General features: G+C 65.7%; 25 protein-coding genes. 11 read left to right on the top strand and 14 right to left on the bottom strand.

Annotated elements, in window-relative coordinates; all coding sequences use genetic code 11:
• The first annotated feature begins 1 nt into the window (after position 1).
• The 4 genes from RhoFasB10_RS12640 to atzF are packed head-to-tail and all read left to right on the top strand — an operon-like array spanning position 2 to position 5,091.
• A complete protein-coding gene (locus tag RhoFasB10_RS12640; RefSeq protein ID WP_068430819.1) occupies positions 2-793 on the top strand; it encodes an urea amidolyase associated protein UAAP1 in 792 nt (263 codons plus the stop codon).
• Positions 790-1,410 (top strand): urea amidolyase associated protein UAAP2, encoded by a 621-nt coding sequence (locus RhoFasB10_RS12635; protein ID WP_068430817.1) that lies wholly within the window; start codon positions 790-792, stop codon positions 1,408-1,410. The genes RhoFasB10_RS12640 and RhoFasB10_RS12635 overlap by 4 nt, the downstream gene beginning before the upstream one ends.
• Complete coding sequence (locus RhoFasB10_RS12630; protein ID WP_167676620.1) at positions 1,407-3,422, top strand: 5-oxoprolinase/urea amidolyase family protein; 2,016 nt, start codon at positions 1,407-1,409, stop codon at positions 3,420-3,422. The genes RhoFasB10_RS12635 and RhoFasB10_RS12630 overlap by 4 nt, the downstream gene beginning before the upstream one ends.
• Positions 3,409-5,091 (top strand): allophanate hydrolase, encoded by a 1,683-nt coding sequence (atzF, locus tag RhoFasB10_RS12625; RefSeq protein WP_068430813.1) that lies wholly within the window; start codon positions 3,409-3,411, stop codon positions 5,089-5,091. The genes RhoFasB10_RS12630 and atzF overlap by 14 nt, the downstream gene beginning before the upstream one ends.
• Positions 5,092-5,101: 10 nt before the next feature.
• On the opposite strand, the gene RhoFasB10_RS12620 is transcribed toward atzF, so the two are convergent.
• Together RhoFasB10_RS12620 and RhoFasB10_RS12615 are read right to left on the bottom strand one after the other, a co-directional pair.
• A complete protein-coding gene (locus RhoFasB10_RS12620) occupies positions 5,102-5,737 on the bottom strand; it encodes a LysE family translocator (RefSeq protein ID WP_068430810.1) in 636 nt (211 codons plus the stop codon).
• Positions 5,738-5,803: 66 nt separating this feature from the next.
• Positions 5,804-6,664 (bottom strand): SGNH/GDSL hydrolase family protein, encoded by an 861-nt coding sequence (locus RhoFasB10_RS12615; RefSeq protein WP_084423989.1) that lies wholly within the window; start codon positions 6,662-6,664, stop codon positions 5,804-5,806.
• A 329-nt stretch (positions 6,665-6,993) separates the two neighbouring features.
• Here RhoFasB10_RS12615 and RhoFasB10_RS12610 point away from each other — a divergent pair, with 329 nt between their 5' ends.
• From RhoFasB10_RS12610 to RhoFasB10_RS12600, 3 genes are read left to right on the top strand one after another with little or no spacing between them, the layout of a single operon-like run.
• On the top strand, positions 6,994-7,818 hold the full coding sequence (locus RhoFasB10_RS12610; RefSeq protein WP_068430807.1) for an MBL fold metallo-hydrolase: 825 nt from the start codon (positions 6,994-6,996) through the stop codon (positions 7,816-7,818).
• Between the two features lie 16 nt (positions 7,819-7,834).
• Positions 7,835-9,469 (top strand): alpha/beta-hydrolase family protein, encoded by a 1,635-nt coding sequence (locus tag RhoFasB10_RS12605; protein WP_174551493.1) that lies wholly within the window; start codon positions 7,835-7,837, stop codon positions 9,467-9,469.
• Positions 9,470-9,498: 29 nt separating this feature from the next.
• On the top strand, positions 9,499-9,690 hold the full coding sequence (locus RhoFasB10_RS12600; protein ID WP_068431050.1) for a hypothetical protein: 192 nt from the start codon (positions 9,499-9,501) through the stop codon (positions 9,688-9,690).
• 3 nt (positions 9,691-9,693) lie between these two features.
• Here RhoFasB10_RS12600 and RhoFasB10_RS12595 read toward each other — a convergent pair whose 3' ends face one another.
• The 3 genes from RhoFasB10_RS12595 to RhoFasB10_RS12585 form a co-directional block, all read right to left on the bottom strand.
• Positions 9,694-9,966: a hypothetical protein gene (locus RhoFasB10_RS12595; protein WP_068430804.1), complete on the bottom strand. Its 273-nt coding sequence runs from the start codon at positions 9,964-9,966 to the stop codon at positions 9,694-9,696.
• Positions 9,967-10,087: 121 nt separating this feature from the next.
• Entirely contained in the window at positions 10,088-11,017 is a 930-nt protein-coding gene (locus RhoFasB10_RS12590) for a transketolase (protein WP_167676618.1), read from the bottom strand.
• 3 nt (positions 11,018-11,020) lie between these two features.
• On the bottom strand, positions 11,021-11,698 hold the full coding sequence (locus RhoFasB10_RS12585; protein WP_068430799.1) for a thiamine pyrophosphate-dependent enzyme: 678 nt from the start codon (positions 11,696-11,698) through the stop codon (positions 11,021-11,023).
• 119 nt (positions 11,699-11,817) lie between these two features.
• Here RhoFasB10_RS12585 and RhoFasB10_RS12580 point away from each other — a divergent pair, with 119 nt between their 5' ends.
• A complete protein-coding gene (locus tag RhoFasB10_RS12580) occupies positions 11,818-12,783 on the top strand; it encodes an NAD(P)/FAD-dependent oxidoreductase (protein ID WP_167676616.1) in 966 nt (321 codons plus the stop codon).
• Here RhoFasB10_RS12580 and RhoFasB10_RS12575 read toward each other — a convergent pair.
• Positions 12,780-13,238: a MarR family winged helix-turn-helix transcriptional regulator gene (locus RhoFasB10_RS12575; RefSeq protein WP_254303632.1), complete on the bottom strand. Its 459-nt coding sequence runs from the start codon at positions 13,236-13,238 to the stop codon at positions 12,780-12,782. The genes RhoFasB10_RS12580 and RhoFasB10_RS12575 overlap by 4 nt on opposite strands.
• Before the next feature lie 74 nt (positions 13,239-13,312).
• On the opposite strand from RhoFasB10_RS12575, the gene RhoFasB10_RS12570 reads away from it, so the two are divergent.
• Together RhoFasB10_RS12570 and RhoFasB10_RS12565 are read left to right on the top strand one after the other, a co-directional pair.
• Positions 13,313-14,554 carry a multidrug effflux MFS transporter gene (locus tag RhoFasB10_RS12570; protein ID WP_068430790.1) on the top strand — a complete coding sequence of 414 codons (1,242 nt, stop codon included), beginning with the start codon at positions 13,313-13,315 and terminating at the stop codon, positions 14,552-14,554.
• 20 nt (positions 14,555-14,574) lie between these two features.
• A complete protein-coding gene (locus RhoFasB10_RS12565; protein ID WP_068430787.1) occupies positions 14,575-15,183 on the top strand; it encodes a TetR/AcrR family transcriptional regulator in 609 nt (202 codons plus the stop codon).
• Here the strand turns inward: RhoFasB10_RS12565 and RhoFasB10_RS12560 are convergent, their stop codons facing one another.
• The 3 genes from RhoFasB10_RS12560 to hadA are packed head-to-tail and all read right to left on the bottom strand — an operon-like array spanning position 15,184 to position 17,150.
• The gene (locus RhoFasB10_RS12560) at positions 15,184-15,900 is read right to left on the bottom strand and encodes a Clp protease N-terminal domain-containing protein (protein WP_068430784.1); all 717 of its coding nucleotides are present in this window, start codon (positions 15,898-15,900) and stop codon (positions 15,184-15,186) included.
• A gap of 51 nt (positions 15,901-15,951) precedes the next feature.
• A complete protein-coding gene (locus tag RhoFasB10_RS12555) occupies positions 15,952-16,590 on the bottom strand; it encodes a hypothetical protein (protein WP_254303631.1) in 639 nt (212 codons plus the stop codon).
• 17 nt (positions 16,591-16,607) lie between these two features.
• Positions 16,608-17,150 carry a (3R)-hydroxyacyl-ACP dehydratase subunit HadA gene (gene hadA / locus RhoFasB10_RS12550; RefSeq protein ID WP_068430781.1) on the bottom strand — a complete coding sequence of 181 codons (543 nt, stop codon included), beginning with the start codon at positions 17,148-17,150 and terminating at the stop codon, positions 16,608-16,610.
• Positions 17,151-17,313: 163 nt separating this feature from the next.
• On the opposite strand from hadA, the gene ggt reads away from it, so the two are divergent.
• Positions 17,314-19,218, top strand: coding sequence for a gamma-glutamyltransferase (gene ggt, locus RhoFasB10_RS12545; RefSeq protein ID WP_068430778.1), 1,905 nt, complete (start codon positions 17,314-17,316; stop codon positions 19,216-19,218).
• Between the two features lie 8 nt (positions 19,219-19,226).
• Here ggt and RhoFasB10_RS12540 read toward each other — a convergent pair whose 3' ends face one another.
• The 5 genes from RhoFasB10_RS12540 to kdpA are packed head-to-tail and all read right to left on the bottom strand — an operon-like array spanning position 19,227 to position 26,797.
• Entirely contained in the window at positions 19,227-19,910 is a 684-nt protein-coding gene (locus RhoFasB10_RS12540; RefSeq protein WP_068430775.1) for a response regulator, read from the bottom strand.
• A complete protein-coding gene (locus tag RhoFasB10_RS12535) occupies positions 19,907-22,390 on the bottom strand; it encodes a sensor histidine kinase KdpD (protein ID WP_167676614.1) in 2,484 nt (827 codons plus the stop codon). Before RhoFasB10_RS12535 ends, RhoFasB10_RS12540 begins: the two co-directional genes overlap by 4 nt.
• A gap of 9 nt (positions 22,391-22,399) precedes the next feature.
• Positions 22,400-23,038, bottom strand: a complete 639-nt coding sequence (locus tag RhoFasB10_RS12530) for a potassium-transporting ATPase subunit C (RefSeq protein ID WP_068430768.1) — start codon at positions 23,036-23,038, stop codon at positions 22,400-22,402.
• A gap of 1 nt (position 23,039) precedes the next feature.
• A complete protein-coding gene (kdpB, locus tag RhoFasB10_RS12525) occupies positions 23,040-25,115 on the bottom strand; it encodes a potassium-transporting ATPase subunit KdpB (protein WP_167676612.1) in 2,076 nt (691 codons plus the stop codon).
• On the bottom strand, positions 25,112-26,797 hold the full coding sequence (kdpA, locus tag RhoFasB10_RS12520) for a potassium-transporting ATPase subunit KdpA (protein WP_167676610.1): 1,686 nt from the start codon (positions 26,795-26,797) through the stop codon (positions 25,112-25,114). The genes kdpB and kdpA overlap by 4 nt, the downstream gene beginning before the upstream one ends.
• Between the last annotated feature and the right edge of the window lies 1 nt (position 26,798).

Raw genomic sequence — 26,798 nt, 5'->3', positions numbered from 1 at the left:
CATGAACACCGCAACGACTCACGCCGCCCGAGACCATGCCCGAGCGCAGGCCGCGGCGATCACCGGGCCAGCCGCGCCCGAGGGCATCAGCGAACTGACCTGGTCCGAAACCGTCCCCGGTGGTCGCTACACGACGAAGGTCCTGGCACGGGGTACCCGGCTCCGCCTGCGCGACGTCGACGGCAACGCCTGCGCACACCTTCTTCTGTACCGCGCGGACGCACCGTGGGAACGCCTCAATGCTGCTGACACGGTGAAGGTTCCGTGGCAGGCGTATCTCGGCATCGGTCACCCGCTGCTGTCCGACCAAGGCCGGGTACTCGCGACCGTCGTCGCCGACTCGTCGGGACGCCACGACGCGTTCTGCGGCACCACATCCGTTGCCGCCAACGACGCGAAATACGGTAGCGGAGACCTGCATTCGTCCTCGCCGGCCGGACGGGAGCTGTTCACCGTCGCAGCGGCGAAGCACGGTCTGGAACCTCGCGATCTGCCACCGTCGATCTCGTTCTTCCACGGTGTGCGCGTCGAGGCCGACGGCGCGTTGACGGCGACGGGCAATGCGAACGCAGGAGCGGAGATCGACCTGCTCATCCATCTTCCGGTCGTCGTGCTGCTCGCGAACACGGCCCATCCGCTCGATTCGTCCCCGACTTTCGACACCACCGCACTCGATGTGCTGGCGTGGGATGCATCGTCCGAACTCAACGACTTGTCCAACACCGACCCCGAATACCGACGCGCGGTGTGGAACACCGAAAGCGCATGGACCGCAGCGAAAGGCACACGATGACAACGACACTCGGAACCGTGATCCTGGACGAGATCGCCGACGCCAGGGCACCGTGGTCCGCCGTCGTCGCGGCCGGTGACATCCTCACCATCGTCGACCTGCACGGCAACCAAGCCGTCGACACGTTGATGTACTCGGCGCACGATCATGCCGTTCGCTACTCGGCGGCAGCGACCGTCGTCGCCCAGAAGAACCTGTTCCTCACCACCGGGACCGTTCTGCGCAGCGACGATTCCACCGCGCTGATGACCATCGTCGACGACGAGGTCGGCAACCACGACACCGTCGGCGGCGCCTGCTCGCAGGAGTCGAACACCCTGCGGTACGGACACCACACCGCGCACCAGCACGCCTGCGTCGAGAACTTCCTGATCGAGGGCGCCAATTGGGGCCTCGGCAAACGAGACTTGGTGTCCAACATCAACTTCTTCATGAACGTTCCCGTCGACGCCGACGGCACCCTCGGGATCGTCGACGGCCTTTCCGCCCCCGGTAAGTCGCTGTCGCTGCGCGCCGAGATCGACACACTCGTCCTCGTCTCGAACTGCCCACAGATCAACAACCCGTGCAACGGTTTCGACCCCACGTCGGTCCGCATGATCGTGAGCAGGCCATGACCGGTACCAAGATGACCGTCGTACGCCCCGGCATGCTGACGACGGTGCAGGACTGGCCGGGACGCGTCGGCTACTGGCAGGTCGGTGTGCCGCCGTCGGGACCGATGGACGACCTGTCCTTCCGCCTCGGCAACGTCGCCCTCGGAAACCCCGAGGGCGCACCGGGTCTCGAATCCGCGATGGCCGGTCCGGCGTTGACGTTCGACGCGGACACGTACGTCTGTGTGACGGGTGCGGACACCCAGGTACGCGTGGACGGCGTACGGGTCGCACAGTGGCGTCCGGTGCTCGTTCCTGCCGGAGCCGTCCTCGACGTCGGCATGACCGACGGCGCGGGCCTGCGCGTCTACGTCCTGATCCAGGGAACGATCGACGTCGAGCCGTACCTCGAGAGCGCATCGACGTTCACGCTCGGCAAGTTCGGAGGCCACCGCGGCGGAACCCTCGGTGAGGGAGACGTTCTGGAGATCACCGGTGCCACCGACGACGCCGACCGCGTCCGATCGATCCCGATGGAACACCGCCCTGTCCTGACGACGACATGGGACATCGCCGTCACCGAAGGGCCGCACGGTGCACCCGAGTTCTTCACCCGCGCCGACATGGACACGCTGTACTCGACGTCGTACGAAGTGCACTTCAACTCCGATCGCACGGGTGTCCGCCTCATCGGACCGAAGCCGGAGTGGGCGCGACAGGACGGCGGAGAAGCCGGCCTGCACCCGTCGAACATTCACGACAACGCCTACAGCGTCGGCGCACTCGACTTCACCGGTGACACACCGATTCTCCTCGGACCGGACGGTCCGAGTCTCGGCGGATTCGTCTGCCCCGTGACGACCGTGGCCGCGGAACGCTGGAAGCTCGGGCAGTTGAAGGCGGGAGACACCGTCCGCTTCGTACCGATCAGAGCGGCGCACGCCGCCGCGTTGGGCACGCTCGGAGTCCAGCGACGCGCGAGTATGTCCGTCGTGTTCTCGAGTGGGGGCGACGGCGACGACGGCGTCCTCGCGCGTCGCGACGCGGAGACCTCGGTGACGTATCGGCGCTCCGGTGACGACAACGTGCTCGTGGAGTACGGAGACATGAAGCTGGACCTGACATTACGTGCTCGTGCGCATGCACTGCACCAGCGAGTCGAGGCCCTCGCGCCGAAGGGCCTGATCGATCTCACGCCGGGGATCCGTTCGCTGCAGGTCAAGGTCGATCCCGACGTACTCCCGATCTCGACGCTGATGGGTTTGCTCTCGGAGATCGAAGACGACCTGCCCGCCGCGTCCGAACTCGTGGTGCCGTCGCGTCACGTGCGGATGCCGCTGTCGTGGGACGATCCGTCCACCCGTGAAGCGATCGCGCGCTACATGCACGGCGTTCGTTCCGACGCGCCGTGGTGCCCGTGGAACATCGAGTTCATCCGGCGTATGAACGGATTGGACACTGTCGCAGATGTTTTCGACACCGTCTTCGCAGCCGAGTACATGGTGCTGGGTCTCGGGGACGTCTACCTGGGTGCGCCCGTCGCGACTCCGTTGGATCCGAGGCACCGACTCGTCACGACCAAGTACAACCCGGCACGCACCTGGACACCGGAGAACGCCGTCGGGATCGGCGGAGCCTACCTGTGCATCTACGGCATGGAGGGGCCGGGCGGCTACCAGTTCGTCGGCCGTACGACGCAGGTGTGGAATCACCGATACCGCAGCACGAGCGCCCCGTTCGAGAACGAGAGTCCCTGGCTGCTGAGGTTTTTCGACCGAATCTCCTGGTACCCCGTCGAACCCGAAGAGCTGATGGATCTGCGCGCGGACACCGCGGCCGGGCGAGGGAACGGCGGTGTCGAGATCGCCGACGGCGAGTTCTCGCTCGCCGACCACGAGCAGTTCCTCGCGGCCCATGCGGATTCGATCGACAGTTTCCGTGCGACGCAGTCCATCGCATTCGACGCCGAGCGCGCGGCGTGGCACGCGGCGGGCGAATTCACCAAGAAAGGCGGCACCGATGCTGCAGCATGAGATCGCCGAGAAGGTGCGTCGGGCGTACAAGCGCATTGCCGAGGTCGACCGTCCCGAAGTCTGGATCACACTCCGGCCCGAGGACGACGTGCTGGCCGACGCAGCCGCCGTCGACCCGACCCTGCCGCTGGCCGGGATGCTCGTGGCGGTCAAGGACAACGTCGACGTCGCAGGCTTGCCGACGACCGCGGCATGCCCCGAGTTCGCGTACACGCCCGAGGTGACGGCAACGGCCGTCGCACGACTCGTCCAGCAGGGCGCGCTGATTCTCGGGAAGACGAATCTCGATCAGTTCGCCACCGGTCTCGTCGGCACCCGCAGCCCGTACGGTCCGGTGCGGTGCGCGTGGGATCCCGAGCGGGTGTCGGGCGGATCCTCGTCGGGCTCGGCGGCCGCCGTGGCGCTCGGCATCGTGGACATCGGAATCGGCACCGACACAGCAGGTTCCGGACGCGTACCGGCAGCGTTCCACGGAATCGTCGGCATCAAGACGACGCTCGGCATCGTCCCGACGACCGGCGTGGTGCCTGCATGCGCGGACTACGACTGCGTCACCGTACTCGCATCGGATCTCGAAACCGCCACGCGCGCAACACGTGTCATGACCGGTTACGACGCGTCGGACCCACGCAGTCGGACCTGGCCTGCCGACGTCCGACTGGCCGCGTCGCCGACACCCCGTCTGGCGGTTCCCCGCGCGGAGGATCTCGCGGCACTCAGCCCCGAGTACCGCGAGGCGTTCGACCGGACGCTCGCGTCGCTGAAGGGCATCAGCTACGTCGAGGTCGACATCTCCGTACTGCTGGGCGCTGCCGTCCTGCTGTACGACGGTGCGATCGTCGCACAGCGCTACTCGGCGGTCGGGGAATTCCTCTCGGGTGAGCCGGAGAGCGCGGATCCGACTGTGGCACAGATCGTTCGGAACGCCGCGCAGCCCGCTGCGCATCGTTACGTCGACGAACTCGGTGTGCTCGCCTCCGCGAAGCGGACGGCATCGGAACTGCTCGACGGGTTCGACGGATTGCTCCTACCGACGACGACCGAACATCCGACCATCGCTGCGGTGCAGGCGGATCCGGTTGGCATCAACCGCCGGCTCGGCACGTTCACCAACTTCTGCAACCTGTTGGACATGGCCGCCGTCGCCGTTCCGGGCGCACCGACGACGGAGGGTCATCCGTTCGGCGTCATGGTCGTCGTGCCCGGCTTCGCCGACCAGGTGGCCGTCGACGTCGCCGCGCGGGTGTCCGATTGTGCTGCACCCGTTCTCGTCGACGAGGGTGTCGATCTACTGGTCGTCGGTGCGCATCTCGAGGGCTTCCCCCTTCATCACCAGCTGACCGACCGCGGTGCGCGCTTCGTCGGCGAGGTACGCACGTCCGACGCGTATCGACTCGTCGATCTCGGCACCACCCCGCCCAAACCCGGTCTCGTACGGCACGGTTCCGGTCTCGGTGCACCCATCGCGGGCGAGCTGTATCGGATGTCCGCGGCGGGCCTCGGAACGTTCCTCGCCGGGCTGCCTGCACCGATGGGGCTGACGTCGGTCGAACTGTCCGACGGCCGCTGGGTCACCGGATTCGGTTGCTCGTACGAGGCAGGGGAGGCGGGCGTCGACATCACCGAGTTCGGTGGGTGGCGCTTCGCACCCGTGCGCGGAAAGTCGTAGCCCAGGCCAACTATGCACGCACGGGTGCGTCAGCGCACAGACGAACGGCAAGGAGGCCGAGCACCGTTCCCATCACGTACCGCTGAATCCGCGCCCACGTCGGTCGGACCGCCAGGAACTGCGCGATCGTGCCCGCGCCCAGCACGATCAGTGCATTGATCGTCACCGCGACGAGAATCTGCACTCCGCCGAGCACGACGCCCTGCACGAACACATGTCCGGCAGCAGGATTCACGAACTGCGGAATGATCGAGATGTACATGACGGCCATCTTGGGGTTCAGCAGATTCGTCACCAACCCCATCGTGAACAATCGGTGGTTCGAATCCTGCTGCAGCCCCGACACTTCGAAGACCGTCGTCGATCCTCGAATCGCCGACACGGCCAGCCACAACAGATAACACGCTCCGGCGATCTTGATGGCCGTGTACAGCGCGGGAACAGCAACGAACACCGCCGCCAAACCGAGGTTGGTGGCCACCACGTACACCACCAACCCGAGCGCGACGCCGCCGAGCGACACGAGTCCCGCGTTCCGGCCCTGAGAGATGCTGCGGGACACCAGATACACCATGTTCGGCCCAGGAGTGAGCACCATCGCCAGCGCGACAGCGAACACACCCATCACCGCAGTCGTCGTCACCATGCCATCGACGATGACAGTGTTCGGACCCGTTGTATCGGGCCAGTTTCACGATCGTGGACGGGTGCGTCAGCGCATGGCCGCAATCACCTGGGCGAACGCCTCCATCCCTGCCGCGGTGGGGTGCAGGGGCGCAGCCGGATTCGCCGGCACGACGCCTTCGAGATAGCGCTGATCGGGAGCCGCACACGCGTCGTGACCCACGCTGACGGGCCGGACGTCGACGAATTCCGCGTCGTGAGACCGGGCCTTGGCGGCGAGGGCGTCGTTCAATCGATCGACGCTCGCCTGCAGGTAGTCCGCATCCCGCGCCCACACGGGCTGGGTGCCGTAACAACCACCGGGCTGGACGTACGTGCCGTAGCCGACGACGACGATCTCCGCATTCGGAGCTCGGTCGGCGATCGCGTCCAGCACGTCACCCCACTTCGGTGCGGCAGCGGCGATGGCGTCGGCGATGCGGTCGTTGCCGCCTGCCGTGAGCGCGTCGGCGCACGACTCCCCGTTCGGCTCGGGAGAGAAGTTCACGCATCCGCGCGCGGCCGCGACCAGGTCGACGTCGTTACCGCCGATGGTGATCGTGACGAGGTCCGTGTCCTGGGACAGGGCGTGGAGCTGAATCGGGATCGAACCGCTGTTGGTCTGCTGCGGGGTGACCGTGATGTTCTCCGACCGCGCACCCGAGCAGGACACGTCGACGAACGTCGCCGCATCGATCAGCCGAGCCAGAACATGGGGATAGTTCGCATCGGATTGCAAGCAGCCGGGCGTCCCGGTCGAATTCGGAATGAGAGGTCCCGACGCAGCGGAATCTCCGAGTGCGACGTAGTCGATCGCCGGAGGGGTCGGGGCCGACGCGCCCGATTCCTGCTCGGCACTGCATCCGACCAGTACGAGTCCTGCCAGAAGTCCTACCGCTGCGCGACGCATGATTCTCCCAGGCTACCGATGCGAATTGGCACCACCGCGCAGGTTGCAGCGAACGCGCACGGTGCAACCTGCGCTGCCGCTGGAACGCGCGCGGAGAACGCGTGGCACGGATTCGCAGCCAAGTCACAGGCAACACGGGCTGCCCATTCGACGACGGCGCCGGTACCCTCGACCAGGTTCACCGCACACGTAACGTAAGGACTACCTCCGCATGATCACGAACTTCATCAACCTCATCCTCGGCAGCGTCGGATCCATCTCGGCCGGCAGCAGCGGCTTCGAGCTGGCTCCGGGAGTTCTCCCCTTCGGTCTCTGATATCGGAGCGATCATGGGGAACGATCTCCCCATCTGCGTCACGTGCGGCGTCCAGTATCCGCTGGACGCCGACCGTGCGCAGTGCCCGATCTGCGAGGACGAGCGGCAATACGTCGGCTACGACGGCCAGCAGTGGACGTCCCTCGCAGAGCTGCGGCGCGACGGGTACACCGTCGACATCCACGAGGAAGTTCCCGGGTTGTGGGGGCTGGCGACGGCACCCGACTTCGCCATCGGCCAGCGCGCGCTGTTGATTCCCGGCCCCGGCGGAAACGTGCTGTGGGACTCGATCTCGTACATCGACGACGCGGCCGTGCAGCGGGTCACCGAACTCGGCGGCATCTCCGCCATCGCGTTGTCGCACCCGCACTACTACAGCTCCATGGTCGAGTGGAGTCGCGCGTTCGGCGACGCCCCCATCTACGTGCACGAGCGCGACGCGCCATGGGTGCCCCGCCGCGACAACGTGGTCCTGTGGTCGGGAGACGCGAGAGAAATCCTCCCCGGACTCACTCTGATCAACGCGGGTGTCCACTTCGCCGGCGGCACCGTCATGCACTGGGCCGACGGCATCGACGGCCGAGGTGCGCTGTGCGCCGGCGACATCTTCACCGTCGTCGCCGACCGTCGGTGGGTCGGCTTCATGTACAGCTACCCCAATCTGATCCCCGAGCATCCGGACACGATTCGGCGTGCCGTCGAGCTCGTGCGTCCCTTCGACTTCGGCTCGCTCTACGGAGCCTGGTGGAACCGGATCATCACTCGCGACGCGCACGACGCGGTGTTCCGCTCGGCGCGACGGTATTTCGACCACATCGGAGTTTCGACCGACGTCTGAACATTACTATGTGACGATGCGTACCCTGCGGCGGTACTTCGCACGGCTCGAACCTGCCGCGCTGTTCCTCGCAGTCGTGTTCTTCACGTTCTCCATGACGCCGTCTCTGCTACCCCGTGTCTGGTACCTCCAGGGCGTCGCCACCGGAATCAGTGTGGCGACAGGCTACGGGCTCGGCTGCCTGCTGATCTGGATCGGACGTGCATGCGGGTTGAAACCCCGGTGGTCGGACGGGACGAAACGTACCGGATGGTGGCTACTCGGCGCGACCGCGGCCGTCGTCGTTCCGCTGTTCCTCGTTCTCGGATCGTGGTGGCAGGAAATAGTCCGGAAGCTCGTCGAGATCGACGATCCGGCGCGGGCCCTGTATCTCGGCGTTCTGCTGGTGGCAGTCGCCGTCTCGACGCTCTTGCTGGCATTCGCGCGCGGATTACGCTGGTGCGCCCGGAAACTTGTTGCGCTGTGCACCCGTTTCGTACCCATCCCGATCGCCAAGGTGATCGGTGTGGCGGCCGTGGCGCTGCTGACACTGCTCGTCCTGAACGGAGTCGTCGACAATGTCCTCATCGCCTCCATCACGAGCGCGTCCAAGATTTCCGACGAGGCCAACCACCCCGGCGTCGAACAACCCACGGCGCCGGAGAAGTCTGGTTCACCCCAATCGAACGAGGACTGGGATTCGCTCGGCAAGGAGGGACGGCGGTTCGTGTCGTCGGGACCGTCGGCGGAGGACATCGAGAAGTTCACCGGCACTGCGGCCCTGACTCCGATTCGCGCCTACGTCGGTGCTGCAGAGGCCGATTCGATAGCCGACGCCGCAGACAGAGTCGTCGCAGAACTGAAACGAACGGGGGCATTCGACCGCGCAGTGTTAGCCGTCGCGACGACGACGGGCCGCGGCTGGGTCAACGAATCCGTCGCCGGGTCGCTCGAGTACATGTACGGCGGCGATACTGCAATCGCGTCGATGCAGTACTCGTTCCTGCCGAGTCCCATTGCCTTTCTCGTCGATCGCGATTCACCGCGCGAGGCGGGGCGCGCGTTGTTCGACCGCGTCTACGATGCCGTCGCCGAACTCTCGGAAGACGCACGTCCCAGGTTGGTCGCATTCGGCGAGAGCCTCGGTTCGTACGGCGGTCAGGATGCGTTCGGCGGTGCCCGGGACATGGTCGCACGGACCGACGGCACACTTTGGGTCGGCAGCCCGAACTTCACGGAGCAGTGGTCGCAGATCACCGCAGATCGCGACCCCGGATCGCGGGAGATTCTTCCCGTCGTCGCCGACGGCCAGCACGTTCGATTCGCCGGCCGGCCTGCCGATCTGGACATCGGTACACCGTGGGCGAACCCGCGCGTCGTCTATTGGCAGCATGCGTCGGACCCCATCACCTGGTGGTCACCGAACCTCGTTCTGCATCAACCTGATTGGTTGCGAGAACCGCGCGGCTACGACGTCGACCCAGGAGTTCGGTGGTTCCCGTTCGTCACGTTCTGGCAGACGACGTTCGACATGGTGTTCTCCACGGACGTCCCCCAGGGGCACGGACACAACTACGGCGAGGACGCCGTCGACCTCTGGGCCGCAATTCTGCAGCCCGAGGGATGGACGGCCGCAGACACCGAGCGGTTGCGCGGCGTCGTCGCCGGTTGACAATCGAATTTCTTGGGTATGTGCCGGACATGACCGACACCGATCACACGCATCCCGACGAGCAGGCGGACTCGGCCGATCCCAGCACGGTGGACACCGAGCAAGGCGCGGACACCGCCGAATCAGACGTTCAATCCGATCCCGCGGAAGGAACCGATTCCGGAGATTGGTCCGGCGAAGGCGGCGCGACGCCCGACGGCCCTGCTACCAAAACCGAGTAGAACTCACGCTTCCGAGAGGCGACGTTCGTACGGGCGAACCTGACGAACGTCGCACACGGGAACCACCTTCTCCACCATGGTCCGGCCCGCGAGCCAGTCGTCGATGGTGAACACCACGCGTAGGTCTCCGAGCCAGTCGATGTCGACGACGACACCTACCGAACCCGCCGGTACGCCACTGCACCACGATCGTTTGCCCAGATCGCGGACGGCGACAACGGTGTCCCCGTCGCGCCACGTGTTCTCGTGCCACGAATGCTCGACTGCTCTGTTCATCGTCCCCCGACCACTGTTCGTACGACCTCTTCCGTACCCGACCAGTGAACAACACCACAGCACGTGTTTCAAGGCGATCCAGGTCGGTTGACCTGGACATTCGATGCCGAACCGTCCTGTTTCAGCCCCCGAAACGGGGCGTGGATCCGAAGAATCCGTCCAGCGAGTTCCGGAGACCGTCAACATCGAGTCCATGTGCCCGTTCATGGTTTTTCGGCGAGCCGTATCGGCGCAGTTCCTTCCGCCCCACACCCAGGCCGAGTACTCGGTGGGGGACGTGGGACAACGCGTCGGACACGTACGGCACCGACGTCCCCGCCAGATACGGCTCCACGATCGCCACGTCGGGATGCGTCAGCGTGGACACGAGGGTTGCCGCGTCGAACGGCCGAACGGTGTCGGCGTACAGAACCGTGACGTCTCGGAGTTCGACGGCATCGAGCGTGTTGTCCGCCATCGGTCCCACCGCGACGACCGTCCCCGAGCTGCCTCGCCGGAGCACAGTGAAGCCGGGGCCGTCGGAGTAGCGTCGGCGATTGGATGTGCTGTCGAGCCGCAGATAGACGCGGTCATCCGATCGAACCGCTCGACGCAGCGCATCCTCCGCCTCGTCGGCCGTGCCGGGGACGTCGATCGTCCACCCATCCAGGGTGTCGAGCACCGCGACGTCGCGATGGCCGAAATGCGTCTGCCCACCGGACGCCATGCCGTACGAACCGCCCGCACTGACGAGTACGGCGCCGACGCCTTGATGGCCGAGATCGAGCTTCACCTGCTCGAAAGGTCGCTCGACAAGGAACGGCGGAAACGTGTGCACGATGGGCCGCATCCCGGCCAGCGCCATACCGCCCGCCAGGGAAATCGAAAGTTGTTCGCGGATACCGACATTCACCACTCGCGCCCGAACGTCGTCCGTCAGGAACGGGTCGACGTATCCGACGCCGATCTCGGCGAGCACCAGCGCGAGCCGATCGTCTTCGGCCAGCAGCTCCGGAACAAGCCGGTAGAAGCGCTCACGCTGATCGGTCGATGCGGCAATCGATGTCGTCATGGTCTACCCCTTCTTCTCCACGTGGGCGACGACGGCATGAGGCATGTCCCCGTCTCGGGCGGTGAGCGCACGGTGCAGTCGTCGATGATCTCGGCCGTCCACGTCGTCGACCACCCATCCCTCGACCGCGAACCGGCGTGCGATACCGCCGGGCCACCCGAGCCCCGCGGAGTCGTTGTCGATCACCACGGCGGTCAGATTCGTCAGACCGCGACGGCCGGCGAACTGGATGGCTTCGATGTTGCTGCCCTCGTCCAGTTCCGCATCGCCGAGCAGGACGAACACGCGCGCGTCACTCCCGCGCAGCGCCAGAGCGAGAGCGGTTCCCGCGGCCAGGCCGAGCCCGTGACCGAGCGAGCCCGACGAGATCTCGACGCCGGGCACGAGGGTGCGATCCGGGTGATATCCGAGAATCGAGTCGAAGTCGCCGAACGTGTCCAGCTGCGTCGGCGTCAGGAACCCGTGTGCGGCGAGCACCGCGTAGTACGCCATCGGCCCGTGACCCTTGGACAGAAAGAATCGGTCACGGTCCGGGTCGTCCAGATCGCTCGGGTCGACGCGGAGCACGTCCGAATAGAGAACCCAGATGACGTCGAGCGTGGATGTGGCGCTGGCATCATGCTTTTCGTCGCCGGTCATTCTGGTCATGAGCGCCGGTAACTCGTCGTAGGTCGCTGTCATGACCCCAGCCTGCGACCTCAACCTTTGTCGAGGTCAAGGCCCGACCCTCTCGAGTTGTCCATTTTGCCAATCCGGCAAAGTTACTTGCCATAAACGGAACAGTGGGTCACAGTGGGAACATGACATCGAAACCCGAGTACGACGTGATCATCATCGGCGGCGGCGCCGCAGGCCTTGCAGGAGCGGTGACGCTCGGGCGGGCGCGCAAGCGGGTGCTCGTCGTGGACGCAGGTCAGCCGCGCAACGCACCGGCCGACCACGCCCACAACTACCTCGGCCTCGAAGGCATACGGCCCCTCGACCTGCTGGCCAGAGGCCGCGACGAGGCACAGTCCTACGGCGTCGTGATCAAGGCCGGTTCGGTGCTGTCCGCATCGAAGTCCGACGAGCACACCGATCCGCACTTCACGGTCGACCTGTCCGACGGCACCGCGGTCACTGCGCGACGCCTCCTCGTCACCACCGGTCTCACCGACGTGCTGCCCGACATCGAGGGACTCGCAGAGCAATGGGGACGTAGCGTTCTGCATTGCCCGTTCTGTCACGGCTGGGAAGTTCGCGAGCAGACCGTCGGCATCATCGGCAGCGCGTTCGCGGCGCATCAGGCAATGATGTGGAGGCAGTGGGTCGACGACGTCGTGCTGTTCACGAACCAATTCGAGCCCACCGCAGAGGAATCGGCCAAACTGGCGGCCCTCGGCGTGACCGTAGTGAAGGGTGAGATCGCGCGCCTCGCACTCGACGACGACACGCTCGCCGGAGTCACATTGGCCGACGGCACCACCGTTCCGGTGCAGGCAGTCGTCACCAAGCCCGAGTTCGAGGCCAACGCGGACATTCTGGTGAGTCTCGGCCTCGAGGTCACCGAGATGACGATGGGCGACAAGCCGATGGGCGCGTCGTACGTCGCCACCGATCAGGCCGGGAACACCTCGGTCCCCGGCGTGTTCGCAGCGGGCAACGTCGCGGCGCCGATGGAGAACGTGATCGGCTCTGCCGCAGCAGGAGTCCGCGCAGCGGGCGGTATCGTCGCCAGCTTCATCGAAGAAGACGTCCGTTCGGCACTCGCTGCCACATCCCGCTAGCGGCCGGGCTCGCGCAGCTCGTTCATCAGCAGTTCCAGTGCAGGCGCTGCCGAAACGAGCTGCGCAGCAGCATCTTCGGGTAGGTGCGCGAGCGCCTCGGTAATGCGCGACGACCATGCCGCCTCGATCTTCGTGCGGTTACGCACCATCTGCTCGGTGACGTTCAGCTGCGCGACCCGCCGATCTTCGGGCGACGGCGTGCGCGCGAGGAGGCCCCTCTGCACCAGACTCTTCACTGCCGCACTGACATTCGACTGCTGCATCGCCAGCAGCTCGGCCAGCGCCGTGATCCCTATACCAGGGCTTCGGTCGACCTCCTTGAGGATTGTCAACTCCGGCGCGGGTATACGTTCGATCCCCAGGTCCTCGACGGGATCGAGCCGTTGAACAGTCCAGCTCAAATCGTGCAGCACCGAGGCGAGAGCGTCGGGCCCTGGCGTTCGCGGAGAAGTCACACGACCATAATACATATAAATTTATATGCTATTGTTCGACTATCCCAGTTACGTCGAACGGACCCTGCCTGCCCATGAGTACGACTCAGACCGCACCGAAAACCCTCACGCCTCCGAGCGGACTTCTCGTCTGCGTTCTCGCGCTGCTGACGGCCATTCCGCCGTTGGCCACCGACATGTACCTGCCCGGATTTCCCGCGATGGCCGAGGAACTGTCGACGTCGGCGAGCAGCATTCAGCTGACGCTGACGACGTTCCTGATCGGTCTCGCGCTCGGTCAACTCGTCATCGGCCCCCTGTCGGACAAACTGGGTCGACGGGTGCCGCTCATCGTCGGATCGGCAGTCTGCCTGGTCGCGGGCACGGCTTGCGCCCTCGCGCCGTCGATCGATTTTCTGATCGGCGCGCGGTTCGTACAAGGTTTCGCCGGCGCTGCAGGCGTCGTGTTGTCACGGGCCATCATCGCCGATCGCACCGAAGGCAGTCGCTCCGCGAAGCTGTTCGGGCTCATGATGATCATCGGCGGCGTCGCGCCCGTCATCGCACCGCTCATCGGCGGCGCCGTCGTCGATTCGATCGGATGGCGCGGCGTCTTCTGGATCATCACCGGCCTGACGGCGTTGATGCTGGTCTCCGCGATTGCGTTCGTCCCCGAGTCGCTCCACCCGCATGCCCGACGCGGTGGCGGTCTCACCGACATGATCACCGGCATCGGATCCGTACTCCGCAATCCCCGTTACGTCGGGTACACGCTGACGTTCACGTTCGCGTTCAGCGTCATGTTCGCCTACATCTCGGCATCGCCGTTCGTACTGCAGAACATGCTGGGGCTCAGCGCAGGACAGTATTCGGCGGCGTTCGCCGTCAACGCTCTCGGCCTCATGATCGGCAGTGCGATCACAGCAAAACTGGCGGATCGGATGTCGTTGCATCGCATGATGACCGGAGGCATCTGCGCCATCGTCGTGACGACGGCTGCGCTGATGATCCTCGTTCTGATCGGAATCAGCCTGTGGCCGACGCTCGTACTGCTCTTCTCGACGCTCGTGAGCCTGGGCTTCGTGTTCGCGAACGCGACAAGCCTTGCGGTCGCACAGGTTCCACACCTGGCAGGCACCGGATCAGCAGTTCTCGGTGCGCTACAGTTCGGTTTGGCCGCCGTGGTGTCGCCGTTGGTGGGTCTCGGCGGTGAGCACACTGCCATTCCGATGGTGATCGCCATGCTCGCCGGTGCGATCATCGCCGCAGGTGCGTGCCTGTTCGCATCACGAATCCGCGACTCCGATCAGGCCGTCGTGTACCCTTCGACCACGTAGGACCATCCGAAGGGGTAGGTGTGAAGGACCGGCCGACGTCCCTCCGGCCAGGCCGCGGACGACGGCCCGCCGGAGAGGTACGTGCCGCCGTTCTGAAGGCCGCCGCCGATCGCTTGTTCGAAAGCGGTTTCGCAGCAATTACTTTCGACAAGGTGGCCGCGCAGGCCGGCACCAGCAAGATGACGCTCTACAAATGGTGGCCGTCGCCTGGCGCGCTGGCGTACGAGGCCTATTCGAGCGTCGTCGACGACGTCGTGTCGTTCGAGGACACCGGTGACATCTCCGCCGACCTGAAAACCCAACTGCGGTCGTTCGTTTCACTACTGACCGCGGAACGGTCAGGACATATCGTCGCGGAGTTGATCGGCGCGGCACAGAGCGACCCCGCTCTCGCCGACGAGTTCATCCGCTCGTACGCCGGTCCGCGTCGAACGCGAATGGTGGGACGCCTCCAAGCCGCCCGACGCGTGGGACAGATCGCGAACGGCATCGACCTCGACGTCGTCATCGACGAACTGTGGGGCGCTTGCTATTTGAGGTTGTTGCTTCCGACCCTGCCGTTGGACTTCGACTTCGTCGATGCACTCGTCGACAACGTGACGGCGGGCATCTCGCCGCCGCGTCGATGATCAGTCGAACTGCGACAGAAATTCGGCAACCTGCTGCTCGACGGAGGACTTGTCGAGGCCGAGATCGGTCAGCAACCCTGTTCCGTCCTCGTGTTCGAGTAGAGCCAGAAGAATGTGCTCGGTGCCGACGTAGTTGTGCCCCATACGAAGCGCTTCGCGGAACGTCAACTCGAGGACCTTCTTCGCGTCGGCGTCGAACGGGATCAGAGCGGGGGATTCCGCGACGGCCTTCGGTAACACCGCCGCGGCCGCGTCACGCACGTACTGCTCGGTCCGGTTGTCCGTCAACAGGATTCGCGCTGCAATGCCCTCCTTCTCACTCAGGAGGCCGAGGACGATGTGCGCCGGGGAGATCTCTGCGTTCTTGGCGGAGTGCGCTTCGTTCTGCGACCCCACCACGACGCCCCGAGCACGCGGAGTGAAACGGTTGAACCCCTGGTTCGCGTCGAGGTCGGAGTCGGAACCCTTGGGCACGAACCGTTTCTGAGCAGCCTGCTTCGAGACGCCCATGCTGCGGCCGATGTCGGTCCACGACGCACCGGAGCGGCGTGCCTGATCGACGAAGTGCCCGATCAGGTGATCGGCGAGGTCGCCGAGTGCGTCCGCCGCGAGAACCGCGTCGGACAATTGGTCGAGCGCATCGGTGTGCACCTTCTTGATGCCCTCGATGAGGTCGTCGAGACGGACGGGGACGTTGAGTTTCGTGGGTTCGGTCATGCGTCAACCATAAGTTGACGATTCCCGATCGTCAACCCTCGGTTGACGATGTCATCGAAACGCTCGCGCCGCCTCGACTCCGGCCGCGACGTCGAGCTGCCGCGCGCCGAACAGCGTGCGCAGCTGGTCCGCGGACACGTCGGCGCCTGCCGCGATCGCCGCTGCTACGGCCTGGGGATCGACGTCGGCGGACATGCCCTGGTCACGCGCGATGTGCTGGAGGAATTCGGTCAGATGACGCGCCGTCGCGTCGTGCGTGACCGTCGGAAGAGCAAGGGATTCGAAGCCGTCGGAGAGGGTGTAGTCGGCGCGCGTCCATACCCCGCCGTCGAAGCCGTACACGAACCCGATCCACATGCCGTTCCGCTCGATGTCGGCGAGGTAGTCCTCGATCGCGTCCCGCCACCACGCGGGAGTGTCCGCGAGAAGATCGGTTTCGGGCTCACCGAAGTACGGTGCTGCTCCGGCGTAGTAGGTGTCGCTGTACTCGTGGTCGTGGCCGACGAGGACCGCCCGTCCCTCGTCGAGTATCCGGACGTCGGCCCAGTTGCCGCCGCCGTCGTCGTAGTGCCAGGTGCGATCACGCGCACAGCAGTGGTCCGGCCGACCCTGTGCTGCCGTCAACGCGGAACAGAGCGCCCATCGTCGGCGCATCTCGTCGGGACCGGACTCCAGCGGCGCACGCTTCACGCCACGGGAAAATACCGTCAGATGGCCGGAACCGCGACCGTACCGGCCATCATGATCTTCTCCACGACGTCCATGAACTCGTCGGGTGCCTGGATGTCGGTGCTGGCTGCGATGGTCGTCGTCGCCGTCATGACCGGCTGGTCACGTTGGTCGAAGATGTCGTTCTCGACGACGATCAGATCGGTGCCGGCAACCTTGCGCGCCGAGACGATGGACACCTCGCAGCTCAGGCGATCACCTGCGCGCAGCGGCCGGTGGAAGGCGAACTTCTGATCGACCTGCAGGATCTGCGGCATGGCGTAGCAGCTGAGGGTCTCTTCGAACAGCCGACGCTGTGCGACGAATCCGACGAGCGCCATGAAGGTGGGCGGAGCGACGAGATCGTGGTGACCGAGTTCCGCGGCTGCGTTCACGTCGAAGTGGGCCGGATGAAAATTCTGTACGGCACGTGCGAACTCGGCGACCTTCGCTTTGCCGACCTCGTAGACGTCGTCGATCCGGTAGCTCTGTCCCACCATGGCACGTACCTGCCCCGGCACGTCCTCTGACACATCGCTCATGGGTGACGATTTTACCGCCCTGCTGGTCGACCGAATGCAACGCGTTCCACACGGGGCCGAAAGCTCCTCCAGCAACCGTTCAGCAACCGTGGAATCGCCGTACTCGACGCCGACCCGGAGTGGAACAACTACGAGGACGGCGCACCGGTGTTAGCGTCGGTCGATGCGTTCGAGACGAATCACCGTGGCGCTCTGCGCACTCGTCCTGTTACCGGTCACTGCCTGCAGTAACGAGGAGACCGAATCCGCGTCGTGCGCGGCTGGTGACATCACCGCAGCCCAGAGCACGTCGGCGGGCGGCAGTTCCGGCGGTGACATCTCGACGAACCCGGAGATCGCGACCGGGTACCGATCGGGGATGACACCGGTCGACACCCGCGACTACGCGGTGTCGACGGCCAATCCGATCTCGACCGAGGCCGCGTGCGAGGTCCTGCGCGACGGCGGTACCGCTGCCGACGCGCTCATCGTCGCGCAGACCGTGCTCGGGCTCGTCGAGCCGCAGTCGTCGGGCATCGGGGGCGGCGCGTTCCTGATGTACTACGACGCGAAATCTCGCGAGGTACAGGCGTACGACGGTCGGGAGGTGGCGCCCGCGAGCGCCACCGGCGACTACCTGCGCTACATCGACGACGTCGACCGCACCCCGCCGCAACCCGATGCACGATCGAGTGGCCGATCGATCGGCGTGCCCGGGGTGCTCCGGATGCTCGAGCAGGCACACACCGATCACGGGACGCAGGACTGGTCCGATTTGTTCCAGCCGGCTGTGCAGTTGGCAGACAACGGGTTCGCGATCAGCCCACGTATGGCGCAGTCGATTGCCGACTCCGCCGCGAAGCTGGCGCTCGACCCGGAATCGAAGGACTACTTCCTGCTGCCGGACGGCGCACCGAAGTCCGAGGGCACCCTGCTGAACAACCCGGCGATGTCGAAGACGTTGTCCTCCATCGCGGACGGTGGCGCCGACGCGTTCTACACCGGCGACATCGCGGACGCGATCGTCGACGCCACCGCCGACACCTCGGCAGGCCGCACACCAGGGCAGATCACGCTGGAGGACCTCGCGGGATACGAGGCCAAGACCCGTACCGCCGTCTGCACGCAGTACCGGGACCACGACATCTGCGGAATGCCCGGGCCGTCGTCCGGTGGGATCGCGGTCGCGTCGGCGATGGGGATTCTGTCCAACTTCGATCTGGCCGAGTACGCACCGACCGACATGGATGCGAACGGCGGGAAGCCCACGGCGGAGGGTGTGCACCTGATCTCCGAAGCCGAGCGACTTGCGTACGCGGACAGGGATTTCTACGTCGCCGATCCAGACTTCGTGCCACTTCCCGGGGGATCACCGGATGCGCTGCTGGACCCGGAGTACCTGAGCGAGCGGGCAGGGATCATCGATCCGCAGCGCAGCATGGGAACGGCACAGCACGGCGACTTCGGGCCCGTGGAATTCGCGTCGTCGACCGATCCCGAACACGGAACCAGCCACATCTCCGTCGTCGACCGCTACGGTAACGCCGCGTCGATGACGACGACGGTCGAGTCGGCGTTCGGTTCGTTCCACATGGTCGACGGCTTCCTGCTGAACAACCAGCTCACGGATTTCTCGGCCGAGCCGGCATCACCGGATGGGACACCGCTGGCCAACCGCGTCGAACCGGGAAAGCGTCCCCGCAGTTCGATGGCGCCGACGCTGGTGTTCGACCGGAACACCGACGGCTCACGGGGCGATCTGGCGATCGTGACGGGCTCTCCCGGCGGATCGGTCATCATTCAGTTCGTCGTCAAAACGCTTGTGGGCATGCTCGATTGGGGGATGAACCCTCAACAGGCCGTGTCGATGGTCGACTTCGGTGCCGCCAACTCGCCCGCCACGAACTACGGCGGTGAGCATCCGAACGTGCGGGGGCCGGAGGATCCCGTCGTGAAGCAACTCGACGCGATGGGCCACGACGTGTCCGTCGCCGACCAGTCCAGCGGCCTGAGCGCGCTGCAGCGCACCGATACCGGGTGGACCGGTGGTGCGGATCCGCGTCGTGAGGGTGTCGTGCTGGGTAACTAGTAGCCGCACTACTGCAACCGATATCCCATGCCCGTCTCGGTGAGCAGATGCTTCGGGTGCGACGGGTCGTCCTCCAGCTTCTGTCTGAGCTGTCCGAGATAAATTCGCAGATAATGGGTTTCGCGTTCGTGCCGCGGACCCCACACCGCTTGGAGAATTTCTCTCTGCGACACCAGTTTTCCGCGGTTGCGGGCCAGGAGTTCGAGCACACCCCATTCGGTGCGGGTCAGGTGGACGTTCTCCCCGTGCCGGGTGACCGTTTTCGCCGACAGGTCGACGGTGAACGCGTCGGTCACGACGACGGCGTTCTCGGTCGCATGCGGACCACGCCTCCCCGCCGCTCTGAGGCGCGCGAGCAGCACGTCCATCCCGAACGGTTTGGTGACGAAATCGTCGGCACCGGCGTCGAGAGCGTCGACGATGTCGGCCGAGTCGGTCCGCGCCGACAACACGACGATCGGCACGTCCGTCCATCCCCGCAGGCCGCCGATGACGTCGATACCGTCGATGTCGGGTAGCCCGAGATCCAGAACGACGATCTCGGGATGGAAATCGGCCGCCGCACGCAACGCCTCGGCTCCCGACGTCGCGACGGCAAGCTCGTAGCCTCTGACCTGCAGGTTGATGCGGAGAGCGCGCACGATCTGCGGCTCGTCGTCGACGACGAGCACGCGAGTCCTCGCTGCCGTCATCGGATCACCGCCCCCAACTCGACGGTCATCGTGAGCCCGCCGCCCGCGGTGCCCGAGGCGACGACCGACCCGCCCATGGCCTCGGCGAAACCCTTGACGACGGACAGTCCGAGCCCGACTCCGACCGCGTTGTTGCGGTCGCCGAGTCGCTGGAACGCGTCGAACATGGTGCTCTCCGATCCTTCCGCGATTCCGGGGCCGCCGTCGGAGACCGTGATCGACGCACGCTCGCCCGCGCGCGTGGCGCTGATCCGGATGTCGCTGTCGGGCGCATGACGCGCGCTGTTGTCGACGAGATTGGCCAGCACCCGTTCGAGCAGCCCCACGTCTGCGAGTACTTCGACGTCGCCCACGTCGATATGTACCCGCCCGACCGGAGCCGACGATCCGACGAGCGACCGATGGACGGCATCCTCGACGTACACCGGCTGCAGGGTCGGTCGAACGACGCCGGCCTGCAAGCGCGACGAGTCCAGGAGGTTGCCGACGAGCGCGGTCAGTTGATCGGCCGATTCGTCGATGGTGGCGAGCAGTTCGGCGGTGTCCTCGGGAGAGAACTCGATGTCGGTGCTGCGCAGCGACGACGACGCGGCTTTGACCGCGGCCAGAGGCGTCCGCAGATCGTGGCTGACGGCCGACAGCAGCGCTCGCCGCAGCACGTCCGCCTCGGCCAACGCACTGGCACGGCTGGCCTCCTCGGTCAGTCTCGCCTGTCGTACCAACCCGGCCGCCTGATTGGCGACGGCCGTCAGCACGCGTCGGTCACGCGCACGGGTGCGGGCCCCCGCGAGCACCATCGTGAAATCACCGGCGGGCGCATCGATTCGCGTATCGGCGTGTTCGACGGTCGGCGCAGGCACATCCCCGACGCTACCGACCGTGTCACCGGTGGACACTTCGATCAACGACACCGACCGCTGCCCGTACGTCTCCCGGACGCGCTCGAGCAAGGCGTCGAGATCTGCACCGCGCAGCACGGAGCCGGCGAACAACGTCAACAGCTCGGCCTCGCGCGACGCGCGTCGTGCCTCCCTGGCACGTCTCGATGCGGTGTCCACCAGAACCGCGACGGCGACGGCGACTATCAGCAGCACGACCGTCACGACGAAGTTCTCGGGCTCGGCGACCGCGAAGCTGTGTCGCGGAGCGGTGAAGAAGAAGTTGAGCAGAAATCCTGCGATCAGAGCCGACAGTGCCGCGGGCGCAACCCCTCCGAGGAGAGCCACGCACAACACGACCATGAAGAACAGCGCGCTCTCACCGCTCGAGTCGAACTGCGGGTCGACGATCGCGAGTACGGCAGCGGCGACACAGGGAACGGCCACCGCAGCGACCCACGACAGCATCCGTCGCGCACGGGAATCCGCATGGACGCGCAGACGTCGTCGTCGAAACCCGGTCTCGCCGTGCGTCACCATGTGCACGTCGATGGTTCCGGAGTTCTGCACGACGGACGATCCGATGCCTTCGTCGACGATTCGAGCGAACCGAGACCGTCGCGAAGTGCCGATGACCAACTGCGTCGCGTTGACGCCCCGCGCGAATTCCAGCAGCGTCGTCGGGACGTCGTCGCCGACGACACTGTGCATGCTCGCGCCGACGGCCGTCGCCAAGGTGCGGACAGCCCCCATCTGCGGCGCGGACACCCCCGCGAGGCCGTCGCCGCGCACGACGTGCACCACCATGAGCTCGGCGCTGGACCGAGACGCGACACGACTTGCGCGACGCACCAGCGTCTCCGACTCCGGCCCACCCGTCACCGCGACGACGACTCGCTCGCGCGCTTCCCACGTGTCGGTGATGTGTTCGTCGGTCCGGTATTTCACGAGCGCCGCGTCGACCTGATCGGCGATCCACAGCAACGCCAGCTCGCGCAGCGCCGTCAGATTGCCGCGCCGGAAGTAGTTGTCCAACGCGGCGTCGATCTTCTCGGCGCTGTAGATGTTCCCGTGGGACATCCTGCTGCGCAACGCTTCCGGCGTGATGTCGACGAGCTCCACCTGCGCTGCCGCACGAACGACGTTGTCCGGGACCGTTTCTCGCTGCACGACACCGGTGATCTGCTGGACGACGTCGTTGAGCGACTCGAGGTGCTGCACGTTCAGGGTCGACACGACGTCCAGACCCGCGTCGAGCAACACTTCGACGTCCTGCCAACGCTTCGTGTTCCGTGAGCCCGGCGTGTTGGTGTGCGCGAGCTCGTCGACCAGAACGAGATCCGGCCGACGCGCCAGCACGGCATCCAGATCGAGTTCGCGTCCGACGGTGCCGCGGTAGGGAATCTCGGTCGGCGGGACGACTTCGATGCCGTCGAGCGCCGCCTCCGTCACCGCGCGCCCGTGTGTCTCGACGAGAGCCGCCACGACGTCGCATCCCCTGTCCAGGCGGCGACGAGCCTCACCCAGCATCGCGTACGTCTTGCCGACGCCAGGCGCAGCACCCAGATAAATCCGCAGCTCCCCGCGGGATTCCTGGTCCATGCACGTCTCCTAGTCCGGGCTGCAGTGCGGCGCAGTCAGTCCGAGAGCGACGTTGAGCTGCGGAACGTTCACCACAGCCGCCCCGAGTACACCGTACTGCGGACCGTGCGTGTAGTCGTTGACGAGTGCTCGAACGTCGGTGACGCTCAGGCCGTTCACCTCGGCCACCCGTGGAATCTGCAACGCCGCGTAGGCGGGACTGATGTCGGGATCGATGCCCGATCCCGATCCCGTCACGGCGTCGACGGGCACCAGGCTCGGGTCGACGTTCTCACGCGCTGCGACAGCGGCACGGCGTTGCTGGACGAACGACGCCAGCGTTTCGCTGCTCGGACCCTGGTTGGTCGGGAGCGCGGCACTCGGGTCACCGGGCGCGAACGCGTCGTCGTCGGCGACCGATCCGGTGACGCGGGGGTGGAAGTACGGGTCGGGCTGTCCGTCCGGAACCTGTGGATCGACACCGACCAGAGAGCTTCCGACGACGCATCCTGCAGCGTCTCGAAGCGGCGACCCCTCCGCCGACTCCGTGTCCAGACGGCTGACGGCCCACACAGCGACGGGATAACCGACGCCGAGAACAGCGGTGAACACGGCGAGTACCGCGAAGCCGGCGAGCATCTGACGAAGAAAACCGTGTGCGAAGCGCATGTCAACCAATCCCGGGAACGAGTCGGACGAGAAGATCTATCAGCCAGATGCCGACGAACGGCGTGACGACGCCACCGACGCCGTAGATCAACAGGTTTCGCCGCAGCAGCGAGGCAGCCGACGACGGGCGATAGCGAACACCTTTCAGTGCCAACGGAATCAGCACGACGATCACCAGCGCATTGAAGATGACCGCCGACAGGATCGCCGACTCGGGCGTCGCGAGTCGCATGATGTTCAACCCACTCAGCTGCGGATACAGCCCACTGAACATGGCGGGCAAGATCGCGAAGTACTTGGCCAGATCGTTGGCCAGGGAGAACGTCGTCAACGCGCCGCGCGTGATCAGCAACTGCTTACCGATCTCGACGATCTCGATCAGTTTGGTCGGATCCGAATCCAGATCGACCATGTTGCCGGCTTCCTTGGCGGCGGACGTTCCCGTGTTCATCGCAACGCCGACGTCGGCCTGTGCGAGCGCAGGGGCGTCGTTGGTGCCGTCGCCCGTCATCGCGACGAGCCTGCCGCCTTCCTGTTCCTTCCTGATCAACGCCAGTTTGTCCTCCGGCGTCGCCTCGGCGAGGACGTCGTCGACACCGGCTTCTGCGGCAATCGCTTTCGCGGTCAGCGGGTTGTCGCCCGTGACCATGACCGTCCGAATGCCCATCGCCCGCAGTTGTGCGAAGCGGTGTGCGATCCCCGGCTTCACGACGTCGGACAGTTCGACGACGCCCAGGACGGTCGAGGAGCCGTCGGCCGTCTCCGCTACGACGAGAGGCGTACCTCCGGATTGTGCGATGTCGTGCACGGTGTTGCGCACGGCGTCCACCGGCGTACCGCCGTTCTCGAGTATCCATGCGGCGACGGTGTCCGCAGCGCCTTTGCGAATCCTGCTGTCACCGATATCGATACCGCTCATCCGTGTCTGCGCGGTGAAGGGAACGAACTCACCGGCGATCTCCGACGCATCGGCTGTCGGTGCCAGATCGAATTCACTGCAACACAATTCGACGATGCTGCGCCCTTCGGGCGTGCCGTCCGCCAACGACGAGAGCCGCGCCGCGCGAGCCAGGTCGACGGCGTCGACCCCGGGCGCCGGGTGCAGAGCGGTCGCGCGTCGGTTTCCGTAGGTGATCGTGCCGGTCTTGTCCATGAGCAATGTGTCGATGTCACCGGCAGCCTCGACCGCCCGGCCGGACATCGCCAGGACGTTCCGCTGCACGAGACGATCCATGCCGGCAATCCCGATGGCGGACAACAGCGCTCCGATGGTGGTCGGGATCAGGCAGACGAGAAGCGCGATCAACCGCACCGGATCCTGTTGGTCACCGGCGTAGGCGCTCATCGGTCCGATGGCGACGACGGCGAGCAGGAACACGATCGTGAGCGAGGCCAGCAGGATGTTCAGCGCGATCTCGTTGGGTGTCTTCCGACGAGACGCCCCTTCGACGAGTCCGATCATCCGGTCCACGAACGTCTCACCCTGCGCAGCGGTGATGGACACGACGATCTCGTCGGACAGGACCGTCGTGCCGCCGGTGACCGCCGACCGGTCGCCGCCGGCTTCGCGGACCACGGGGGCCGATTCACCGGTGATCGCCGATTCGTCGACGCTGGCGATTCCCTCGACGACGTCGCCGTCACCCGGGATGGTCTCACCGGCGGCCACGATCACCTCGTCACCGATCGCGAGGTCGGAGCCGCGTACGGTCTCGACGCCTCCGCCCGCGGTGCGTCGTCGCGCGGTGGTGTCCTGCTTGACCTTGCGCAGGCTCGCTGCCTGCGCTTGGCCGCGCCCTTCCGCCACGGATTCGGCGAGATTCGCGAACAGCACCGTGAACCACAGCCACCCCGCGATCGACCACGCGAAGACGGAGGGGTCGCCGACGGCAAGGACCGTCGTCACCACCGACCCCAGGAACACCACGAACATGACGGGGTTTCTCGCGAGGTGCCGAGGATCGAGTTTGCGGAACGCACCCGGCAGCGCGGTCCACAGTTGGTCCGTGTCGAATATGCCGGCGGGAACGGCGGTTTCGATGTCCACGGGCTGTTCCGGACTGGTCACGACAGTCATTGCATCGCCTCCGCGATCGGGCCCAGAGCGAGGGCGGGGAAGAAGGTGAGGGCGGCGACGAGGACCGCCGAGCCGAGGAGCAACGTGCCGAACAGAGGACCGGTGGTCGGCAGCGTTCCGACGTCGGTGGCCGTACGCCTGCTCTTGACGAGGGAGCCGGCAAGCGCCAGAACGAAGACGATCGGCAGGAACCTGCCGAACAGCATCGCAAGGCCCAGGGACGTCTGGAACCAGTCGCTCGTGACCGTCAGGCCACCGAACGCGCTTCCGTTGTTGTTGGCGGCCGACGCGTAGGCGTACAGAACCTCGGTGAACCCGTGGATCGACCCTGGAGTGCCCGGGTCACCCGAGTTGCCCTGAAACTTTGTGGTGGAGTCCAGAACGACGGTGACGGCGGTGCCTACGAGCACGAGCGCGGGCATGACCAGCACCGACAGGGCCGCCATCGTGATCTCGCGTCGACCGAGTTTCTTGCCGAGGAATTCCGGGGTGCGTCCGACGAGAAGTCCACCGACGAACACCGCGACTACGGCGAGGATCAGCATCCCGTAGAGGCCGGTACCGACGCCGCCGGGCGCGATCTCTCCGAACAGCATGTTCAGCAGGACCGCCCCTCCACCGAGCGGAGACATGCTGTCGTGCGCGGCATTGACTGCGCCCGTGGAGGTTCCGGTCGTCGAGACGGCGTAGAGCACGGAGCCGGGGATACCGAACCGTACCTCTTTGCCCTCCATCATCGCGCCCGCCGCGTTCGCAGCGATTCCGCGGGTGCCGGATTCGGCGGCGAGTGTGACGGCGAGCAAGCATCCCCACAGCGTCGCCATGACGGCCAGTACCGTCAGACCCTGCTTGCGATTTCCGACCATGGTGCCGAACGTTCGCGTCAGGCAGACGGGAATCAGCAGCAGCGCGATGATCTGAACGATGTTGCTCAGTGGCGTCGGATTCTCGAACGGGTGTGCCGAGTTGGCGGCGAAGATTCCGCCGCCGTTGGTCCCCAGCACCTTGATGGCCTCCTGCGATGCAGCAGGTGCAAGTGCGGTGTTCGTCATCGATCCGTCCAGCCCGTGTGCTGTGAAACCCGACGAAAACGATTGCACGACACCCTGTGTCAGCAGCACCAGGGCGATGACGAAGGAGATCGGAAGCAGAATCCGCAGCGTCCCCCGGGTGAGGTCGACCCAGAAGTTGCCGATCTCGCCGCCGCTTCGTACGCGCACGAATCCACGTACCAGAGCAACCGCCACCGCCATACCGACCGCCGCGGACACGAAGTTCTGCACGGCGAGGCCGAGCGGCTGCGTCAGATTCGACATCGTCGTCTCGGGTACATAGGACTGCCAGTTGGTGTTGGTGACGAACGAGACGGCGGTGTTGAACGCGACGGCCGGACTCACCCCGGGCAACCCGTCGTTCAACGGTAGAACGCCTTGAATTCGTTGCAGTACATACAGAAACAGCACCGAGGCCGCCGAGAATGCGAGGAGGCTGCCGGCGTAGCCGACCCAGGTCTGTTCGGTCCGTCGATCGATGCGGCAGATGCCATAGGTCACCGCTTCGACCCGTAGATCGCGGGTGCCGTCGAACACGCGGGCCATGTAGTCACCCAACGGCACGTAGGCGAGTGCGAGCACGGCGATCACAGTAGCGATCTGCAGGCCCGCGAGAAGCGCAGGATTCATG

It is taken from the genome of Rhodococcus sp. B10, assembly GCF_011770055.1.
GTDB classification, from domain to species: Bacteria; Actinomycetota; Actinomycetes; order Mycobacteriales; family Mycobacteriaceae; genus Rhodococcoides; species Rhodococcoides kyotonensis_B.
Note: the sequence above shows the minus strand (reverse complement) of the source record. Positions and strands in the feature narration are given on the sequence as shown.

Excerpts from the sequence above, each read along its gene's own strand:
- RhoFasB10_RS12540 (WP_068430775.1), bottom strand. The coding sequence starts at position 19,910 with ATGACGGCAGCGAGGACTCGCGTGCTCGTCGTCGACGACGAGCCGCAG.
- RhoFasB10_RS12590 (WP_167676618.1), bottom strand. The coding sequence starts at position 11,017 with ATGACGACATCGATTGCCGCATCGACCGATCAGCGTGAGCGCTTCTAC.
- RhoFasB10_RS12570 (WP_068430790.1), top strand. The coding sequence starts at position 13,313 with ATGAGTACGACTCAGACCGCACCGAAAACCCTCACGCCTCCGAGCGGA.
- RhoFasB10_RS12620 (WP_068430810.1), bottom strand. The coding sequence starts at position 5,737 with ATGGTGACGACGACTGCGGTGATGGGTGTGTTCGCTGTCGCGCTGGCG.
- RhoFasB10_RS12640 (WP_068430819.1), top strand. The coding sequence starts at position 2 with ATGAACACCGCAACGACTCACGCCGCCCGAGACCATGCCCGAGCGCAG.
- RhoFasB10_RS12560 (WP_068430784.1), bottom strand. The coding sequence starts at position 15,900 with ATGACCGAACCCACGAAACTCAACGTCCCCGTCCGTCTCGACGACCTC.
- RhoFasB10_RS12610 (WP_068430807.1), top strand. The coding sequence starts at position 6,994 with ATGGGGAACGATCTCCCCATCTGCGTCACGTGCGGCGTCCAGTATCCG.
- RhoFasB10_RS12595 (WP_068430804.1), bottom strand. The coding sequence starts at position 9,966 with ATGAACAGAGCAGTCGAGCATTCGTGGCACGAGAACACGTGGCGCGAC.
- kdpA (WP_167676610.1), bottom strand. The coding sequence starts at position 26,797 with ATGAATCCTGCGCTTCTCGCGGGCCTGCAGATCGCTACTGTGATCGCC.
- RhoFasB10_RS12630 (WP_167676620.1), top strand. The coding sequence starts at position 1,407 with ATGACCGGTACCAAGATGACCGTCGTACGCCCCGGCATGCTGACGACG.
- ggt (WP_068430778.1), top strand. The coding sequence starts at position 17,314 with ATGCGTTCGAGACGAATCACCGTGGCGCTCTGCGCACTCGTCCTGTTA.
- RhoFasB10_RS12580 (WP_167676616.1), top strand. The coding sequence starts at position 11,818 with ATGACATCGAAACCCGAGTACGACGTGATCATCATCGGCGGCGGCGCC.
- RhoFasB10_RS12600 (WP_068431050.1), top strand. The coding sequence starts at position 9,499 with ATGACCGACACCGATCACACGCATCCCGACGAGCAGGCGGACTCGGCC.
- kdpB (WP_167676612.1), bottom strand. The coding sequence starts at position 25,115 with ATGACTGTCGTGACCAGTCCGGAACAGCCCGTGGACATCGAAACCGCC.
- RhoFasB10_RS12605 (WP_174551493.1), top strand. The coding sequence starts at position 7,835 with ATGCGTACCCTGCGGCGGTACTTCGCACGGCTCGAACCTGCCGCGCTG.
- atzF (WP_068430813.1), top strand. The coding sequence starts at position 3,409 with ATGCTGCAGCATGAGATCGCCGAGAAGGTGCGTCGGGCGTACAAGCGC.
- RhoFasB10_RS12615 (WP_084423989.1), bottom strand. The coding sequence starts at position 6,664 with ATGCGTCGCGCAGCGGTAGGACTTCTGGCAGGACTCGTACTGGTCGGA.
- RhoFasB10_RS12585 (WP_068430799.1), bottom strand. The coding sequence starts at position 11,698 with ATGACAGCGACCTACGACGAGTTACCGGCGCTCATGACCAGAATGACC.
- RhoFasB10_RS12535 (WP_167676614.1), bottom strand. The coding sequence starts at position 22,390 with ATGGACCAGGAATCCCGCGGGGAGCTGCGGATTTATCTGGGTGCTGCG.
- RhoFasB10_RS12530 (WP_068430768.1), bottom strand. The coding sequence starts at position 23,038 with ATGCGCTTCGCACACGGTTTTCTTCGTCAGATGCTCGCCGGCTTCGCG.
- hadA (WP_068430781.1), bottom strand. The coding sequence starts at position 17,150 with ATGAGCGATGTGTCAGAGGACGTGCCGGGGCAGGTACGTGCCATGGTG.
- RhoFasB10_RS12635 (WP_068430817.1), top strand. The coding sequence starts at position 790 with ATGACAACGACACTCGGAACCGTGATCCTGGACGAGATCGCCGACGCC.